Raw genomic sequence first — 16,562 nt, forward strand, 5'->3', positions numbered from 1 at the left:
CCCACGCAATGGTTTACGGATTATGGGCGCGCTCTCCCCGGTGCTCGGGCTCTTTGGCCACCGTCACCCCTGAGAAGCTTGCTTCTCAAGAACTTGACACCAGCGTCGAGGTGCCAGGACCACGCGTCTTTTCCGTCCGCGTCCGGCGCCGTTCGTCAAAGGCACCATCCGCGTCCACCGCATCCCGCCCCGCGTTCGCGACGATCATGATACGCCCCTTTTGGTGGGGCGGGACGGGGAGCAATATAGGATAATCAGAATATTCGATAAAGAAGAATATTTTTTCTGGAAGGGCTTGACATCCGGGCAAATCACCTGGTGGCGGGAAGGCCGAAACCGGTCGGCGCGGTGCGCTTCTCCCCTCCCCCCGCGAGCGAAGCGAAGCGGTGGGGAAGGGGTCGGGGGTGGTGCAGCAAATTCGCAGCTCAATTCTTGCACCGAATATGTTGAAGCACCCCCCACCCCCGACCCCTCCCCGCCACGCGCAAGGGCGCGCGGGAGGAGGGGAGCGCGCCGTGCGAGACCTTGAGCAGTTGTGTTAGACGGCCCTGTCGCAAAGCGCTATCCTTGCGCGTGGGCCAAGGGGACGAATCCCATAACGTCCGGGCCCGAGGGAGGCTCGCATGCCGAGAACCGGGGATCGCAACGCGCGTGGTCACAAGCTGGAGGCCACGGCCGGCAACGGATTGATCGACCGCCGCGCGCTGCTCGGGCGCGGCATGATGGTGGCGGGTGCGATCGGCGCGGGCATCGGCCCGGCCTCGGCCGGCGCCGAACCGCTCACGGACGACCCCTGGAGTCTCGAGGTCGGTGAGCCGATGCCGGTCTACCAGACGCCGTCGAAATTTGAGGCGAAGGTGGCGCGCACGCTGAGCAATCCGAATTTCGAGCCGCGCAATTCCCACGCCCGCACGCCGCATCATATGCTCAACGGCATGACCACGCCGAACGGGCTGCATTTTGCCATCAATCACGGCGGCGTCCCCACCATCGATCCCGACAAACATCGCCTCGTGATCCATGGCCTGGTGAATCGGCCGCTGGAGTTTTCACTGGAGACGCTGTCGCGCTATCCCATGACCACCCGCGTCTCGTTCCTGGAATGCGGCGGCAACAGCGCGCCGATGTTTTCGCCGGAGCCGATGCAGGAGACCGTGCAGGCGCTGCACGGGCTGGTCTCCTGCGCGGAGTGGACCGGCGTAAAGCTTTCGACGCTGCTGGAAGAAACCGGCATCGATCCACGCGCAAAATGGTTCATCGCGGAGGGCGCGGACTCGCCGCATCTGAGCCGCAGCGTGCCGGTGAAGAAGGCGCTGGATGACGCCATGATCGCGCTCTACCAGAACGGCGAGCGGCTGATGCCCGGCAACGGCTATCCGATGCGGCTGCTGCTGCCCGGCTACGAGGGCAACATGAACGTGAAATTCCTGCGCCGGATCAAACTCACCGAGCAGCCCGCTCAGCATGTATGAGGCGCGGACCTATTCGCAGATCCTGCCCGACGGCAAGGCCTACCGGTTCTATTTCCTGCAGGAAGTAAAATCCTTCATCACCAGCCCGTCGCACGGCGCGAAGCTGAAGGGACCCGGCCTCTACGAGATTTCCGGCGTCGCCTATTCCGGCACCGGGCGAATCCAGAAGGTGATGGTTTCGGCCGACGGCGGCCAGAGTTTTGCGCAGGCCGCATTGCAGGAGCCGGTGCTGAGCAAGGCCTTTACCCGCTTCCGCCTGCCGTGGCGCTGGGACGGCGGCCCGGCCACCCTGCAGAGCCGGGCCTGGGACGAGGCCGGCAATGTGCAGCCGACCCGCGCCGAATTCGTCGCCGTCCGCGGCGAACTCGCAAAACCGGCGCCGGTGCTGGCCTTTCCCAACCAGCATTACAATTCGATCACCAGCTGGGGCGTTGCGACCAACGGGGAGGTCAAGCATGTTTACGCGTAAGCGCACGATCTTCGCCGCCACCGTTCTGCTCGCGATGACGGCCGCCGCGGCGATCGCCGAGACGCCCAATCTCGGCAAACCGATCGACGAGGCTGCGATCGCCGCCTGGGACATCAGCATCCTGCCCGACGGCACCGGCCTGCCGAAAGGCAGCGGCACGCCCGCGCAAGGCGCGGTGATCTACGCGCAACAATGCGTCGCCTGTCACGGCGACAACGGCAGAGGCGGCGCTGCCGCAGCGCTGGTCAGCGACCAGAAGATCGCCGGCATCAACGCAGGCCAAAAAACCATCAAGAATTTCTGGCCCTACGCCACCACGATCTTCGACTTCATCCGCCGCGCCATGCCGTTCACCAGCCCGCGCTCGCTCTCCGACGACGAAGTCTACGCGCTCACCGCCTACATCCTCGCCGAGAATAAACTGATCGGCGCGGATGAGGCGATGGACGCGCAAAGCCTGCCGAAGGTGAAGATGCCCAATCGGGATAATTTTATCATTCGGTTTCCGGATCGGATTTAGTTGTTCCAATTTGATGGTTCCTGGTGTCCCAATTCGATTCGTGTTCACTAGTGAACAGATCGGCACGGGTCGGCATGTTAGATTTAGAGTGCGAATGAACCCTACGGTTAGGACCCGTAAGCAACGAGGTTGTGTCATGCAACACCGGCGCCGCTTCAAGCAAAACATAACACTTAAGGACAGACTCACCGCTTGGGCCGATGAGGTTCGCGAACGGGCCAAAAGGCTTCCACCTGGTCCAGAGCGCGACGCCCTACTCAAGAAAGCAAGTCAGGCCGAAGCGGCGTCTCATTTGGACGATTGGGCCAATTCGCCGGGACTACAGCCGCCAAAGTGAGCGCTATTGGCCATCGCTTCATCGCCCGACATGCGATAGTGGCGCATGTCCGAACGTTCCACCTATTTGCGCGATCAGGCCACGAAGTGCCGGTGGCATGCCGACAAGATCACCGACCCCGTAACGCAAACTGAACTGCGGAAGCTAGCCGCTGAATACATCGAGCAGGCGGTTGAGCTGGAAAGCAAGGAGTAGGCCGCCTCAGCTGGCAGCCCCTTTTCATTTGAAAGCGCCAAAGAAACGGCCCCAGCGCGGGACTGGCTGGGACCGTTGGGGAAGGCGTCTTGTGTGCCTCGGGCAACGATAAAGACACGTCAGACACCCCCTCATAACTCCCGGCCTCCCAATACCGTTCCCGGATCGGTAGCCTGTTTTGAATCTGCGAGTGGCCTAAATTCGGCCAAAGGCGTAACCCGCCTCTTGGTCATCCGCAAACAGCGGATTACGCCTATCGGGCCGCGCTTTGCGCTGAAACGTTGGGTTCCAATCCGCCCTGCCTGCTATTTCCGAGCCCCGTGGCTCAATTTGAAGTTCACGGTGACCTGGTTCGATTTCCGGGACCGGTAATTACTTCAGGCCACCGTAGAATGCCCCGACGAATCCGCCCGTAGCACCGGCAAGCGACATGAGCGGTTTTCCTGAGCCAGCATCCCGCCAACCCATCCACCAATCGCGCCAACAATACCGCAGAGAAATGGCATCGCTTTCCTCTCGGGGCCTCCTTAGTTGGCGGCCTCTTGCTCGATTTTCATTTCACCGGTTCGCTATCTGCATCGTAGCCCGTGGGTGTAGCCGAAGGCGTAACCCGCCCCTTGGTCATCGGCTGGATTGCCCAAAGGATATTGCAGGGATTTCAACCTGTGAGACAATAGGGACGAGGCTACCGAGGCGTTGAATGCGAGAATACAGCCCGAAAGAGAAAGCCAGGATAACCGCGGGGGCCTTGACCTCCGTGGTCATCGTGGGATGGCTGGTCGTGTTGGCGCTTGCATTTCTTTCGACGCGGTAGCGGAGCGCAGGAGTGGTCCATGAGCAACGTACAAGTCGAGCAGAAAATCTACGAGATGCCGCCGCGCGAGGGATTTTCCATCGCGCATTTCCTCACGGTCACGGATATGGAGAGATCGGCTCGATTCTACGAGACGGTGTTCGGAGCCCGCGTTTTGAGCCGGGGCGACAGCGGCGGCGCGCCGGTGTATATCCAGATCGCAAACACCTGGATGATCCTCAACGTCGGCGGCGGTCCGACCCCCGACAAGCCGTCGGTCATTCTCGAAGTCCCGCCCAACCCGGACCGGCTCAGCAGCTTCATGAACATCCGCGTTGCGGATATCCAGGCATGCTATGAACTCTGGAAGAGCCGGGGCGCCGAGTTCATCACGGAGCCAAAGGACAAGTATGGCGAGATCCGCTGCTACATCCGCGATCCCGACGGCTACATCATCGAAGTCGGACAAAGCAAGCCGGGCGTTTTGTACGGTTGAGGCTGAGCCCAAACGTCAGGAAGCTCATCGCCATCACGGGCAGCGCGTCCGTCATTTCGTTCTTGCATCGCGCCACATGGCAATGAGCGGGGGAGCACCGGCAGGGGCGATGTTCTTCCGGGCGACAAACCCGGCCCGCTCGTAGAATGTCGCGTTCTTCGGATTCGAACTCTCGACATATGCGGCGTGGCCTGCGGCATCGATTGGCGCGAGTGTTGCCTTGAGGATTCGCGATCCCAATCCAACCCCGTGATATCCGGGAGAAACCGCGGCGAAGGTGAGATAGAAATGCGGCTCGCGCGGATGATTTTTTTCCATGGCCTCCATGATCGCCATTCCGCGCGTGAACCTGGCAAGCCCGAACACTCCGACGAAGAACGGCAGCCAACCCAGTTTCTGAACCAATCCGCCGGGAGACCGCCGCGCATCGGGCTTCAACCAGCACACGCACGCATGCCCGTCCGGACTCATCCAGACCTCGCCCTGCGGAATGTCGCGTGCCGAAAGAATTTCATGGAAGAACATTTCGAGTGCCGCCGTTCGTCCGGCTCCCGCGCGAACCATGTAATCGAACAGCGGATCGTCCACGAAAGCCGAGGCGAAGAGTTTTGAGAGACTGACCGCATCGTCGAGCGTTGCCCGGCGCGGATTTGAGGCGGCTTCCAGAAGTCTGGTCTTTTCTTCCATGGTCCACTCCCGCAGGGCTTTGAAGCTAACATGGAAGCGGCGGACATGTCGCCCCACCCATGCTGCGTGCTGCCTGCGGGACGTCCAATCCGGCTGCGGATTTTGCGCTTTGATGGCATGCGTTTGATCGGTACGCTGCCGCCCGGCGGCTCACCATGCAGCGGCCGGCATCCGACGAGGCATCGAGTGAAGCGACGTGAGTTCTTAGGCCTGATCGGCGGCGCGGCGGCGGCGCGGCCGCTTGCCGCCGCCGCGCAGCAGCCCGCAAAACTGCCGACCATCGGGTTTCTCTACAGCGGATTGCAGCAGGAGTCCGCGGCCTACCTTGCCGCCTTCCGCGCGGGCCTGAAGGAAACCGGCTATGTCGAAGGCAACAACGTGGCGATCGAGTTGCGCTGGGGCGAGGGTCACAGCGAGAATCTCCCGGCGATGGCCGCCGATCTGGCCGGCCGAAACGTGGCCGTGATTTGCGCGAACAACATCAATGCCGCGCTGGCCGCCGAGGCCGCCACCACGACGATTGCCATCGTCTTCATGATGGCCGGCGACCCGGTCGAGGACGGGCTTGTCAACAGCTTCAGCCACCCCGGCGGCAATGCGACCGGAATTCAACTGCTCAACGCCGAGATCGTCTCCAGGCGTTTGCAGCTGCTCCACGAGCTGATGCCGTCGGCGACGCAAATCGGATTCCTGGTCAGGTCGACCAGCCCGACCGCCGACTTTCAGGTCAAGAGCGCTCGCGCGGCGGCCGAGGCGATCGGCCTGCGAATCCAGGTCGCGCGGACTTTCGACGAAGGCGACTTCGACCAGACGTTTCAAGCCGTCGCCGCGGCGAAGGCCGATGCGCTGCTGGTCGGCACCGACGCCTTCTTCAACAACAGGCGTGAGCAACTGGCCGCGCTGGCGATGCGCTACCATCTGCCGTCGATGTTCGATTTCAGGGAATCGGCGTTGGCCGGCGGATTGATGAGCTACGGCGCCAGCCTGACGGATGCGCATCGCAATATGGGCGTCTATGCGGGGCGAATACTCAAGGGCGAGCAGCCATCGGAATTGCCGGTCATGCAGCCCACCAAGTTCGAGCTGGTGATCAACCTCAAGACCGCAAAGGCGCTCGGCCTCACCGTGCCGGCGACGCTACTGACCCAGGCCGACGATGTAATCGAATGAGGCGGCGCGGCTCGTTCCGTTACTTTGCTTCTCACCTGGCCGTTCGCCAGGCGTACAGCAACACGGCAGCACCAATCGCCGCGGCGACGAGCGACGTCAGCAGATCGCCCGCGAGCGCCAGCATAGCGATGTGATAACCGACGAACGCGCCGGCTATACCCACGAGTGCGCTGGTGACGATACCCCTCCTCGATCCCGCAAACTGCCGGGCGAGCCACGACGGCCCGGCCAGCCGGTCGAACAGGATGCCGGCGACGACGCCGATGGCGAGAACCAAAAGAAACGTCAGGAGCGGATCGGTGGCGCGCATGGAGCCGGGCTACTTCGGCGCTTGAGCGGGCGCCGTCGCGCTCGGGGTCGTCGTCACCTGCATCGACACGCTGCCGTAGCCGAAATAGACCAGGGCTCCGAACACGACGGCAAACAGGATGGCGCTCATCAGCGCGCCGACGAAGCGGTTGCCGAAACCGATCGTGTTGCCGATCAGATCGATCACGAATACGACGATGGCCGCGATGAGCACGGGCTCGAACCACGCGTATTGTTCGGGCAAGAAGTGCATGGTCCGTCTCCCCAAGGCATTTTCACGATGTGCGGAAGCTAGCAGACGGGAGGACGACTGACTATCAGGGTTTGCTGGCGGGTGCGGTAATTGGTGATCTCCCCTCCCCCCACGCGCTCTCCGCGTGTGGGGGAGGGGAGCAGGAACGAGCTTGCTACCGCAACGGCATTGGCGGGCGCGGCACCGCTGACAATTCCGGATCATCCGAGGGCGAGGCCGCCGGCGGCTCCGCTTGCCGCGGCGCGTAATAGGGCGCGGTCGGTGGATATGCGGCCGATTGCGGCGGCGGAGGCGCGATCTGTGCCTGCGGTGGATAGGCCGGCTGATAGATCGGCATCGGCTGGCGCGGCCGCGCGATCGGACGCGGCGGGGCCGCGGCCAGTTTTGCCGGCTTCGGCCGCGGGTTCGGCTCGGCGGCCTTGTCAGCCGCCTTGTCAGCCGCCTTGGCGGCGTCGCGGGAGATCTGTTGCTGGCTGGCCTTGAGCTGATCGACGCTGGCCTTGAGCGCCTCGACCTGTTGCGTCAGGCTTGCGACGTCGCGCGCCATCGATTGCAGCAACGGCGCCGATTCCGGCGACGGCGCGGCGGCCGCCGCTGGCGCCGCGGCGTCGGGCGTGGCCTGCGGCGGAGCTGCCGGCTGCGCCGAGATTGCCGGCGTAACGGCTGCCGGCGCGGGCGCGGCATCGGCGGCTTCCGTCTCGGCCGCGGGCGCGGCCGGCTGCACCGATGTTTCCGGTTTTTGCGCCGGCAGCAGCGAAGTGACGAACTCCGGCGCCGATGTCGCGATCAGCGCTCTCGCCGTATCGCCATAGGCCTGCCATGCGACCCCTGCGCCACCGAGGCAGGCGACCAGCAGCAGCGCAAGAAAGCCGCGCCACAACCGCCGGCCGATCAATCGCCTGCCATCGTCGACCACGGCGGCGCGAAACGTCGTGTCGACCGGTGGCACCGCGCGATCGGGCTGGGTTTTGGAGCCTTTTTGATTTGACGCGTTTTCTTCACGCGAACCGGTGCCCACTTCGCTCGAAAACGCTCTGGCCGGCGCCGCGTGCTGGCGCGCGGCCTCGCGCAACAGGCTGGAAAGCTCTTCTTCCGCAGGCGCGACCCGAACGAGATCGGGTGCGACCACCAGCACATCATGCGGATCGTCGGCCGGCTTCGGCTTCAACGTGGATTGCATTGGCTCATCCCCTTGGTCCAATGACAGCGCAGCGGCGCGGTCGGCCGATTTGCGCCCGCGCCGACCGTGCCCTGCCCCAGACTTCACCGCGGTTTGACCAAAGCAAGGCGGTGGGATGGAGAGTGTGGGGCTGAGGGAACCGGGCCTGCGAAGGCACCGGCGTCATCCTGAGGTGCGAGCCTCTTCGGCGAGCCTCGAAGGATGAGAGGTTTGCACCCGTGGCCCATCCTTAGGGGCGCAAGTCAGCAGCGCAATTGCGCCGCTGCGCGCACCTCAGGATGACGCCGGTGCGCACGACTCGCATGGCTGCTTCCAACTTCATGCCCGGGCTGCCCCGGCCATGACGAGCTAGATCTGCTTCAGCCCGGCTTCGATCTGCGCGCGGCGCGGCTCGAGGAACGGCGGCAGCGCGAGTTTTTCGCCGAGCGCCTCCATCGGCTCGTCGGTCGCGAAGCCGGGGCCGTCGGTGGCGATCTCGAACAGGATGCCGTTGGGCTCGCGGAAATACAGGCTGCGGAAATAGAAGCGGTCGATCTCACCGGAGTTGCGGATGCCAAGTTCGTTGAGCCGGGCCGTCCAGGCGTGATACTGCGCCTCGTCGGGCGTGCGGAACGCGACGTGATGCACGCCGCCGGCGCCTTGCCGCGCTTCGGCCACATCCTTGCTCTCGAGGACATGCAGTTCGGCGGCGGGGCCGCCCTCGCCCATCGCGAACACGTGAATATGCGCGCCGTACGCGGCATAGTCGCGCGCCCGCCGCATGGTCATCACACCTGTCAGCACGCGCTCGGTGCGCGAAAGATCGCGCACGGTGAGCATGATCGGGCCGAGGCCGCGGATCTGATGCTCCGGCGGCACCGTGCTTTTCTCCCACGGCGAGGCCGGCCCCGCGCCGCCATCATCGACCAGCACCAGCCGCTGGCCTTCCTTGTCCTCGAACGGCAGCGTCAGCCTGGCGTCGACTTCGACGACATCGCCTGTATGACCGCCCGCCTGCCTCAGGCGGTCGCGCCAGAAGCCGAGGGTCTTTTCGCCCGATACCCGCAAGCCGGTGCGGGAAATGCTGTTGCTGCCGCGCCGCTCGGGGGCGGCCGGAAAATCGAAGAAGGTCAGGTCCGTGCCGGGGTTGGCTTTGCCGTCGGCGTAGAACAGGTGATAGGCGCTGACGTCATCCTGGTTGACGGTCTTCTTCACCAGCCGCATGCCGAGGGTGCCGGTGTAGAACGCCAGGTTGTCCCGCGGTTTGGCCGATATCGCGGTCAAATGGTGGATCCCGGTCAATTGCATGGCAGCTCCTCGCGCACGTCATTGAGTCAGCCGGGGGAAAAATGGAACGCCGCAGTATCCGCCGCTATATAAATAATGTAAGGATTATGTAAGCAAATGCATAAAAATTAGTCAGTTGGAGCCTTTTGCCGGGTTCGAGGACTGCCATGAACCGCCAGGTGATCGTTACCGACGAAGACGCGACCCGCGTGATCAGGCTGCGGCGGCCGGAAAAGAAGAATGCGATCACGCAGGAGATGTTTCGCGCCTTAAGCGATGCCATCGATACCGCGCAGAACAATCCGGACATCCGCTGCATCATCATCACCGGCGGCTCGGGCGTATTCACCGCAGGAAACGATCTCGACGACCTCGCCGGCGAAGTCGCCTCCAGCGACGGCGGCCCGCGCGCCTCCAGCGCCACCAAGTTCCTCTATTCGCTGGTGCAGAACGTCAAGCCGCTGATCGCCGCCGTCGACGGCAGCGCGGTCGGCATCGGCACCAGCATGCTGTTCCATTGCGATTACGTCGTGGCCGGCACGACCTCGACATTCTCCACGCCGTTCATCCATTTCGGCCTGGTGCCGCAAGGCGCCTCCAGCCTGTTGATGCCGCGCACGATGGGACATCAGCGTGCCTTCGCAGCGCTGGTGATGGGACGCACCATCAGCGCCAACGATGCCCGCATCGCCGGCTTCGTCAACGCCGTGGTGCCGCCCGGCCACGCCGAAGCCGAGGCGCGCAAGGCGGCGCTGGAGATCTGCGAACTGCCGCCGCAGGCGGTCGCGGTCTCGCGCCGGATGCTGAGGCTGCCGCCGGAGGAGTTGACCCGCCGGATCGACCTCGAAGACTACCTCGCCGGCGAGCAGATGCACTCCCACGAGGCCGCCGCCGCCTTCAAGGCGATCGCCGCGCGCATGAAGGCGTGAGGGGCGGCTTGCGGAAATAAGGGAAGTCGTCATGCCCGGGCTTCCGCCTCCGCCAGGGCTTCGGTGGACCCAGCAGTGAAGACCCGGCGAAGCTTTAGCGTAGACGGGTGACCCGGGCATCCACGTCTTTGCCGCTCCCAAAGAAGGAAGAAAGACGTGGATGGCCGGGACAAGCCCGGCCATGACGAAGAATCGTCGCGATGCCGCGCTATAATAGCGAGTCATGAAACACTCGCTCTCGCCTCTCCTCGCAGCCCTGACATTGGCCCTCGCGTTCGCTCCTGCCTCGCGTGCGATGGCGCAGGCGGGGCCGGTCGAGCTGCGCATTCTCGCGATCAACGATTTCCACGGCTATCTACGCCCGCCGCCCGGCGGCATCCGAATCGACGATCCCGCCGACAAGACCAAGAAGATCGCCGTCCCCGCCGGCGGCGCCGAAACCATGGCGACGCTGGTGAAGCATTTGAGCGAGGGCCACGCCAACACGATCTTCGTCGCCGCCGGCGATCTGATCGGCGCCAGCCCGTTGCTGTCGGCAATGTTCCACGACGAGCCGACCGTCGAATCGATGTCGATGATGGGGCTTGCGATCTCCGCCGTCGGCAACCACGAATTCGACGAGGGCGTAGACGAGCTGAAGCGGATGCAGAACGGCGGCTGCCATCCCGTCGACGGCTGCCAGGGGCCCCACCCTTTCACCGGTGCCAAATTTCATTATCTCGCGGCCTCCACCTTCGAGCGGCGAACCGGCAAGACCATCTTCCCGGCTTACGAGATCAGGAAATTCGAGGGCATTCCGGTCGCCTTCATCGGGCTGACGCTGAAGGGTACGCCCGATATCGTCTCGCCCACCGGCGTTGCCAACCTCGAATTCCTGGATGAGGCCGAGACGGTGAACGCGCTGGTGCCGAAATTGAGGGCGCGCGGGGTCGAGGCCATCGTGGTGCTGATCCACCAGGGCGGCTTTCCAACCGGCGACTATAATGAGTGCCCCGACATCGCCGGCCCGATCGTCGACATCGTGAAAAGGTTCGACAGCGCGGTCGATGTGGTGATCTCGGGCCATACCCATCAGGCCTATGTCTGCGAGATCGACGGCAAGCTCGTCACGTCCGCCGACAAATTCGGCACGCTCGTCACCACGATCGACCTGAAGCTCGATCGCACCACGCGCGACGTCGTCAGCGCCCACGCCGACAATGTCATCGTCGGCGTCGGCACCTATGACAAGGATCCCGACCAGACCGCGCTGTTGCAGTCCTACGACAAGGTTGCCGCACCGATCGCCAACCGCCGCGCCGGCGCGGTCACCGACACGCTGTCGCGCACCCCCAACGAGGCCGGCGAGAGCCCGCTCGGCGACATCATCGCCGACGCGCAACTCGCCGCGACCGCGAGCGATGCCAACGGCGCGGCCGTGATCGCGCTCACCAATCCCGGCGGCATCCGCATCGATATCGCAAAGAAGGACGACGGCAGCGTCAGCTATGCCGATGTGTTCGCCAGCCAGCCGTTCCGCAACCAATTGGTGACGCTGACGCTGACGGGGACGCAGATCAAGGACGCGCTCGAGCAGCAATGGCTCGATCCGAAGCGGCCGCGGATCCTGCAGGTTTCGAAGGGATTTTCCTATCGCTGGGACGCCGCAAAGCCTTATGGCGAGCGCGTGATCGCCGACAGCGTGATGCTGAACGGGAAGCGCATCGATCCCAAGACGAGCTATCGCGTCACCGTGAACAATTATCTCTCCGTCGGCGGCGATAGTTTTACGGTGCTGAAAGAGGGCACGGCGCCTCGCGTCGGCATCTACGATTCGGATGCGCTGTACGCCTATTTCCAGGCCCATAGCCCGATCGCCCCGATCACGCCCGATCGCATCGCGCGGGTGAATTGAGCGGATATCGTCATGCCCGGGCTCGACCCGGGCATCCATCCTCTTCGCAAGGAGTCTTTCGAAGGTGATGGATTGCCGGGCATAGGCGAGCGGAAGCGACGCCGTCCTTCGGACGGCTATGCCCGGCAATGACGATAGGTGGAACCCCGGCTCTTTCCGAGCGGCCGGCGAGCCCTTAAGTTAGCCGCTTCTCGAAAAGCGCGCCGTTGCGCGCCCAGGGCCCTGCATGACCACGCTTTATCTCACCCACCCGGCCTTTCTCGATCACGTCACGGCCCCGGACCATCCGGAACGCCCCGATCGGCTGCGCGCGGTCAACAAGGCGCTGGCGCATGAGCGCTTCAACACTCTCGTGCGCGGCGAGGCGCCGGAGGGGTCGCTGGATTCCGTCACGCTCTGCCACAACGAGCATTACGTCGGCGAAATCAGGCATCTCGCGCCGACGAAAGGGCTCGTCTATATCGACGGCGACACCTCGATGTCGCCGGGCACCTGGGAGGCGGTGATGCGGGGCGTCGGCGGCGCGGTCGCGGCCACCGACGCGGTCATGTCGGGCACGCACGACAACGCCTTCGTCGCGGTCCGCCCGCCCGGCCATCACGCCGAAAAGTCGACCGCCATGGGTTTCTGCTTTTTCGACAATGCGGCGATTGCCGCCCGTCACGCCCAGCGCAAATACGGCATCGCGCGCGCCGCGGTGGTCGATTTCGACGTCCATCACGGCAATGGCACGCAGGATATCTTCTGGGCCGACAAAACCGTGATGTATTGCTCGACCCACCAGATGCCGCTGTTTCCAGGCACCGGCGCCAGTGGCGAGCGCGGCGAGCACGACACCATCGTCAATGCGCCGCTCGCCTCCGAAGACGGCGGGGCGAAATTCCGCGCCGCGTTCGAGAACGTCATCCTGCCCAATTTGCGGAAATTCTCTCCGGAACTGATCATCGTCTCGGCCGGCTTCGATGCGCATTATCGCGATCCCTTGGCCTCGCTCAACCTGAGGGCGGAGGATTTCGGCTGGGTCACGCAGCAGCTGATGGATGTCGCCGACAAGAGCGCAGGCGGGCGAATTGTCTCGGTGATGGAGGGCGGCTATGATCTGCAGGGCCTGCAGGAGTCGGTCGCAGCCCATGTCACCGCGTTGATGGGCGCGGATTCCCGCCATAAACCATCCGCATGATTTTCAACTGAGTCGGCGCCGTTCAAAGCCGCGCATCCGGGAAAGCAACATGGCCGAAACACCGCAGACCGACGTCAAGAAGCTGAGTTTCGAGCGCGCGCTCGAGGAACTCGAGTCCATCGTCAAGCGGCTCGAGGACGGCAAGGTGCCGCTGGAGGAATCGGTCGCGATCTACGAGCGCGGCGAGGCCCTGAAGCGCCGCTGCGAGGAGCTGCTGCGCCAGGCCGAAGCCCGGGTCGACAAGATCACCACCGATGCAACAGGCCAGCCGACCGGCACCGAGCCGTTGGACGTGCAGTGACGGAAGGCCGCGCTTTGCTCCCTCGCCCCGCCCTTGCGGGGAGAGGGTTGGGGTGAGGGGCTCTCTCGGCGTTGGGACTTGCGGAGAGTCCCCCTCACCCGCCCGACTTCGCTACGCTTCGCCGGGCGACCTCTCCCCGCAAGCGGGGCGAGGTAACTCAGGCCGGGCGCGCGTCGCTCCCCGGCAACACGTCGGAATATTAGCTGAATCCGGGGCCAACAGCCCCCCGCCCGGGGCCGAATTAGCTCTTGGCGCTTCAGCCAGCCTGATATAGTCCGGCCATCAGGTGGGGGATCATGAGTTAAGTGCCCGTTCTTAACCGCCATATCATCTACGTGCAGGGATACGATCCGCGCGGGCTGGCGCAGTATTACCGCATGTTCCGGACCGAACTGCGGAAGTTCGGCCGCCTGTACGAACTCGTCGCCAATATCGGCCGGCCGCAGGTGGCGGCTGACGGCGAGATCGCGTCCTGGACCATCGAGACGACAGCTCCCGACTGGCAGACCCGCACCCGTTACGATTTCCTGCGTTTCGAGGACTTCATCCAGCACGACCTCGCCGCGCCGATCTGGCACACGGTTTTCCACGCCGTGTGGATTTATTGGCGCCTGGTCTTCAGCGGCACCATCGCCCGGTTCTGGAAGGCGAACTGGCGGTTCGCGACCTTCATCACCTATCCGCATCTGATGCTGCTGGGCGAGGCGTTGTGTGCCGCGGGATTTGCGTTCATCTTCGAAAAAGGACTCGCTGCGATCGGCGTTCCCGACCTGTTCAGCATTCTGGCCGCCACCGCCCTGTTCGTTGCGCTGCTGGGGACTGCGCTGAAATACACCGAAAACCAGACCTACCTGCTCTATCTGCTGTGTGACACGATCTGGACCTGGGAATTTTCTCACCGTCAGCGGCCGGAATGGGATGAGCGCATCGACCGCTTTGCCCAATACCTCGTGGACGTCGCCCGCAAGAGCGACGCCGAAGAGATCGTCGTGGTCGGCCACAGTTCGGGATCGTTCCTGGGGACCGAGATCCTGGCGCGCGCGCTAAAGCTCGATCCCTCGCTCGGCCAGCATGGCCCGCGTATCGTGCTGCTGACGCTCGGCGGCAATTATCCGATCGTCGGCTTTCACAAGGTATCCCAGGATTTCCGCGATCATTTGCGGCAGCTGGCGGTCGAGCCTTCGATCGACTGGATCGAATGCCAGGCCCGCAAGGATGTGATGAATTTCTTCCAGTTCGATCCGGTCGCCGGCCATGGCATCGACGTCGGCGCCGCCCGGCGCAACCCGACCATCCTGGCGGTCCGGTTCCGCGAGATCATCAAGCCCGAGCACTACAACCTGTTCCGCTGGAAGTTCTTCCGGGTGCATTTCCAGTTCGTGATGGCCAACGAGCTGCCCCACGCCTACGATTTCTTCATGATCGTCTGCGGGCCGATCCCCTTGCGCGAACGCATGACCCGCCCGGAGGCGGCGCTCACGGTTGTGACCGGCGACGCCACCGCGCGCGAATGGGCCTGGAAACAGCTCGAAGCACCCCCCGCCGACCGCACTGATGCCGTCGATTTGGGCGCGATGGAACCATCGGCGCGGCGCCGGGGTTGAATGATCCCTTGGGGCTTGCCAATTCCTCTGCACGTTACCGTGCCCGCCGGGTTGGCTTTAACCGCCGCTTTGGTGTAAAGCTTGACGCATTATGGGCTGTTGAAAGCGCCCCGCCGCCGCTGGATGGCGACGGTAAGCAGTTCAAAAGCTTGATAAAAATGGCTGGGAAGGGTGAAATCGCCAAAGGTGATGAACATCACATTGACCGACCCGGAGCGCATCTAGGCTGAAAAAATTCGGGCTTCGGCCTAGCTCAGGTGACATCCGGCGTCTGGGTTTTCGCTGCGCTGGTTAACGCGCAACCCATCTCACGTCGGGCCTCTTTCCGACATGCAAAATTGGAATATCGCAGTGACCGCATTCAGTAAGACGCCGCTTCTCGACACCATCCGCACCCCCGATGATTTACGCCGGCTCAAGGTGGAGCAGGTCCGACAGGTCGCCGACGAATTGCGGCAGGAGACGATCGACGCCGTCTCGGTGACCGGCGGACATTTCGGCGCCGGCCTCGGCGTGGTCGAACTGACCACCGCGTTGCACTATACTTTCGACACCCCGCGCGACCGCCTGATCTGGGACGTCGGCCACCAGGCCTATCCGCACAAGATCCTGACCGGCCGCCGCGACCGCATCCGCACCTTGCGCACCGGCGGTGGACTCTCCGGCTTCACCAAGCGCACCGAGAGCGATTACGATCCGTTCGGCGCCGCGCATTCCTCGACCTCGATTTCGGCGGCGCTCGGCATGGCCGTGGCGCGCGATCTCTCGGGCGGCAAGAACAACGTCATCGCGGTGATCGGCGACGGCGCGATGAGTGCCGGCATGGCCTATGAGGCCATGAACAATGCCGGCGCGATGAATTCCCGGCTGATCGTCATTCTCAACGACAACGACATGTCGATTGCGCCGCCGGTCGGCGCGATGAGCGCGTACCTGTCGCGGCTCTATTCCGGCAAGACCTATCGCACGCTGCGCGAAGCGGCAAAACAGATCAACAAGCGCCTGCCGAAGATCATCGCCAACCGCGCCAACCGCGTCGAGGAATATTCCCGCGGCTTCATGATGGACGGCGGCACGCTGTTCGAGGAACTCGGCTTCTATTATGTCGGCCCGATCGACGGCCACAATCTCGACCATCTGTTGCCGGTTCTGGCCAACGTCCGCGACATGCAGACCGGTCCGGTGCTGATTCACGTCGTCACCCAGAAAGGCAAGGGCTACGGCCCGGCGGAAGCTTCCGCCGACAAATATCACGCCGTGGTCAAGTTCGACGTCGCCACCGGCGCGCAGGCCAAAGCCAAGCCGAATGCACCGGCCTACCAGAACGTGTTCGGCCAGAGCCTCGTCAAGGAAGCCCAGAAGGACGAGAAGATCGTCGGCATCACCGCGGCGATGCCGTCGGGCACCGGGATCGACATCTTCGCCAAGGCGTTTCCCAAACGCACGTTTGACGTCGGCATCGCCGAGCAGCATGCGGTGACGTTCGCTGCGGGTCTCGCCACCGAGG

At 63.8% G+C, this 16,562-nt stretch carries 18 protein-coding genes; 13 read left to right on the forward strand and 5 right to left on the reverse strand.

Annotated elements, in window-relative coordinates; all coding sequences use genetic code 11:
- The first annotated feature begins 623 nt into the window (after positions 1 to 623).
- The 5 genes from VK804_RS15780 (at position 624) to VK804_RS15800 (ending at position 4,282) form a co-directional block, all read left to right on the forward strand.
- The gene (locus tag VK804_RS15780) at positions 624 to 1,472 is read left to right on the forward strand and encodes a molybdopterin-dependent oxidoreductase (RefSeq protein WP_325371824.1); all 849 of its coding nucleotides are present in this window, start codon (positions 624 to 626) and stop codon (positions 1,470 to 1,472) included.
- On the forward strand, positions 1,465 to 1,941 hold the full coding sequence (locus VK804_RS15785) for a hypothetical protein (protein WP_325371826.1): 477 nt from the start codon (positions 1,465 to 1,467) through the stop codon (positions 1,939 to 1,941). The genes VK804_RS15780 and VK804_RS15785 overlap by 8 nt, the downstream gene beginning before the upstream one ends.
- The gene (locus VK804_RS15790; RefSeq protein ID WP_325371828.1) at positions 1,928 to 2,461 is read left to right on the forward strand and encodes a cytochrome c; all 534 of its coding nucleotides are present in this window, start codon (positions 1,928 to 1,930) and stop codon (positions 2,459 to 2,461) included. The genes VK804_RS15785 and VK804_RS15790 overlap by 14 nt, the downstream gene beginning before the upstream one ends.
- 382 nt (positions 2,462 to 2,843) lie before the next feature.
- Positions 2,844 to 2,993, forward strand: a complete 150-nt coding sequence (locus VK804_RS15795; RefSeq protein WP_325371830.1) for a hypothetical protein — start codon at positions 2,844 to 2,846, stop codon at positions 2,991 to 2,993.
- Positions 2,994 to 3,826: 833 nt separating this feature from the next.
- Positions 3,827 to 4,282 carry a VOC family protein gene (locus tag VK804_RS15800; protein WP_325371832.1) on the forward strand — a complete coding sequence of 152 codons (456 nt, stop codon included), beginning with the start codon at positions 3,827 to 3,829 and terminating at the stop codon, positions 4,280 to 4,282.
- A 51-nt stretch (positions 4,283 to 4,333) separates the two neighbouring features.
- Here the strand turns inward: VK804_RS15800 and VK804_RS15805 are convergent, their stop codons facing one another.
- The gene (locus tag VK804_RS15805; RefSeq protein WP_325371834.1) at positions 4,334 to 4,870 is read right to left on the reverse strand and encodes a GNAT family N-acetyltransferase; all 537 of its coding nucleotides are present in this window, start codon (positions 4,868 to 4,870) and stop codon (positions 4,334 to 4,336) included.
- 285 nt (positions 4,871 to 5,155) lie between these two features.
- On the opposite strand from VK804_RS15805, the gene VK804_RS15810 reads away from it, so the two are divergent.
- Entirely contained in the window at positions 5,156 to 6,139 is a 984-nt protein-coding gene (locus tag VK804_RS15810) for an ABC transporter substrate-binding protein (protein ID WP_325371836.1), read from the forward strand.
- Positions 6,140 to 6,170: 31 nt separating this feature from the next.
- Here the strand turns inward: VK804_RS15810 and VK804_RS15815 are convergent, their stop codons facing one another.
- From VK804_RS15815 to VK804_RS15830, 4 genes are all read right to left on the reverse strand, one after another.
- Positions 6,171 to 6,449: a transglycosylase gene (locus tag VK804_RS15815; RefSeq protein ID WP_325371838.1), complete on the reverse strand. Its 279-nt coding sequence runs from the start codon at positions 6,447 to 6,449 to the stop codon at positions 6,171 to 6,173.
- Between the two features lie 9 nt (positions 6,450 to 6,458).
- Positions 6,459 to 6,701: a hypothetical protein gene (locus tag VK804_RS15820; RefSeq protein ID WP_325371840.1), complete on the reverse strand. Its 243-nt coding sequence runs from the start codon at positions 6,699 to 6,701 to the stop codon at positions 6,459 to 6,461.
- 154 nt (positions 6,702 to 6,855) lie between these two features.
- On the reverse strand, positions 6,856 to 7,881 hold the full coding sequence (locus tag VK804_RS15825; protein ID WP_325371842.1) for a hypothetical protein: 1,026 nt from the start codon (positions 7,879 to 7,881) through the stop codon (positions 6,856 to 6,858).
- A 348-nt stretch (positions 7,882 to 8,229) separates the two neighbouring features.
- A complete protein-coding gene (locus VK804_RS15830) occupies positions 8,230 to 9,168 on the reverse strand; it encodes a ring-cleaving dioxygenase (RefSeq protein WP_325371844.1) in 939 nt (312 codons plus the stop codon).
- A 146-nt stretch (positions 9,169 to 9,314) separates the two neighbouring features.
- Here VK804_RS15830 and VK804_RS15835 point away from each other — a divergent pair, with 146 nt between their 5' ends.
- The 7 genes from VK804_RS15835 to dxs all read left to right on the forward strand — a co-directional run.
- Positions 9,315 to 10,076 carry an enoyl-CoA hydratase-related protein gene (locus tag VK804_RS15835; protein ID WP_325371845.1) on the forward strand — a complete coding sequence of 254 codons (762 nt, stop codon included), beginning with the start codon at positions 9,315 to 9,317 and terminating at the stop codon, positions 10,074 to 10,076.
- A 223-nt stretch (positions 10,077 to 10,299) separates the two neighbouring features.
- On the forward strand, positions 10,300 to 11,970 hold the full coding sequence (locus VK804_RS15840) for a bifunctional metallophosphatase/5'-nucleotidase (RefSeq protein ID WP_325371847.1): 1,671 nt from the start codon (positions 10,300 to 10,302) through the stop codon (positions 11,968 to 11,970).
- 226 nt (positions 11,971 to 12,196) lie between these two features.
- On the forward strand, positions 12,197 to 13,150 hold the full coding sequence (locus tag VK804_RS15845) for a histone deacetylase family protein (RefSeq protein WP_325371849.1): 954 nt from the start codon (positions 12,197 to 12,199) through the stop codon (positions 13,148 to 13,150).
- A 49-nt stretch (positions 13,151 to 13,199) separates the two neighbouring features.
- Positions 13,200 to 13,451: an exodeoxyribonuclease VII small subunit gene (locus VK804_RS15850; protein WP_325371851.1), complete on the forward strand. Its 252-nt coding sequence runs from the start codon at positions 13,200 to 13,202 to the stop codon at positions 13,449 to 13,451.
- Positions 13,452 to 13,756: 305 nt separating this feature from the next.
- Entirely contained in the window at positions 13,757 to 15,055 is a 1,299-nt protein-coding gene (locus VK804_RS15855) for a hypothetical protein (protein WP_325371853.1), read from the forward strand.
- Entirely contained in the window at positions 15,052 to 15,285 is a 234-nt protein-coding gene (locus VK804_RS15860; RefSeq protein ID WP_325371855.1) for a hypothetical protein, read from the forward strand. Before VK804_RS15855 ends, VK804_RS15860 begins: the two co-directional genes overlap by 4 nt.
- A gap of 121 nt (positions 15,286 to 15,406) precedes the next feature.
- Positions 15,407 to 16,562: 1-deoxy-D-xylulose-5-phosphate synthase (dxs, locus tag VK804_RS15865; RefSeq protein ID WP_325371858.1), on the forward strand; the 1,156-nt coding region annotated here is incomplete at its 3' end.

Source organism: Bradyrhizobium sp. (assembly GCF_035484855.1).
Lineage (GTDB): Bacteria > Pseudomonadota > Alphaproteobacteria > Rhizobiales > Xanthobacteraceae > Bradyrhizobium.

Excerpts from the sequence above, each read along its gene's own strand:
- VK804_RS15830 (WP_325371844.1), bottom strand. The coding sequence starts at position 9,168 with ATGCAATTGACCGGGATCCACCATTTGACCGCGATATCGGCCAAACCG.
- VK804_RS15815 (WP_325371838.1), bottom strand. The coding sequence starts at position 6,449 with ATGCGCGCCACCGATCCGCTCCTGACGTTTCTTTTGGTTCTCGCCATC.
- VK804_RS15780 (WP_325371824.1), top strand. The coding sequence starts at position 624 with ATGCCGAGAACCGGGGATCGCAACGCGCGTGGTCACAAGCTGGAGGCC.
- VK804_RS15795 (WP_325371830.1), top strand. The coding sequence starts at position 2,844 with ATGTCCGAACGTTCCACCTATTTGCGCGATCAGGCCACGAAGTGCCGG.
- VK804_RS15850 (WP_325371851.1), top strand. The coding sequence starts at position 13,200 with ATGGCCGAAACACCGCAGACCGACGTCAAGAAGCTGAGTTTCGAGCGC.
- VK804_RS15785 (WP_325371826.1), top strand. The coding sequence starts at position 1,465 with ATGTATGAGGCGCGGACCTATTCGCAGATCCTGCCCGACGGCAAGGCC.
- VK804_RS15800 (WP_325371832.1), top strand. The coding sequence starts at position 3,827 with ATGAGCAACGTACAAGTCGAGCAGAAAATCTACGAGATGCCGCCGCGC.
- VK804_RS15825 (WP_325371842.1), bottom strand. The coding sequence starts at position 7,881 with ATGCAATCCACGTTGAAGCCGAAGCCGGCCGACGATCCGCATGATGTG.
- VK804_RS15790 (WP_325371828.1), top strand. The coding sequence starts at position 1,928 with ATGTTTACGCGTAAGCGCACGATCTTCGCCGCCACCGTTCTGCTCGCG.
- VK804_RS15845 (WP_325371849.1), top strand. The coding sequence starts at position 12,197 with ATGACCACGCTTTATCTCACCCACCCGGCCTTTCTCGATCACGTCACG.
- VK804_RS15835 (WP_325371845.1), top strand. The coding sequence starts at position 9,315 with ATGAACCGCCAGGTGATCGTTACCGACGAAGACGCGACCCGCGTGATC.
- VK804_RS15840 (WP_325371847.1), top strand. The coding sequence starts at position 10,300 with ATGAAACACTCGCTCTCGCCTCTCCTCGCAGCCCTGACATTGGCCCTC.
- VK804_RS15820 (WP_325371840.1), bottom strand. The coding sequence starts at position 6,701 with ATGCACTTCTTGCCCGAACAATACGCGTGGTTCGAGCCCGTGCTCATC.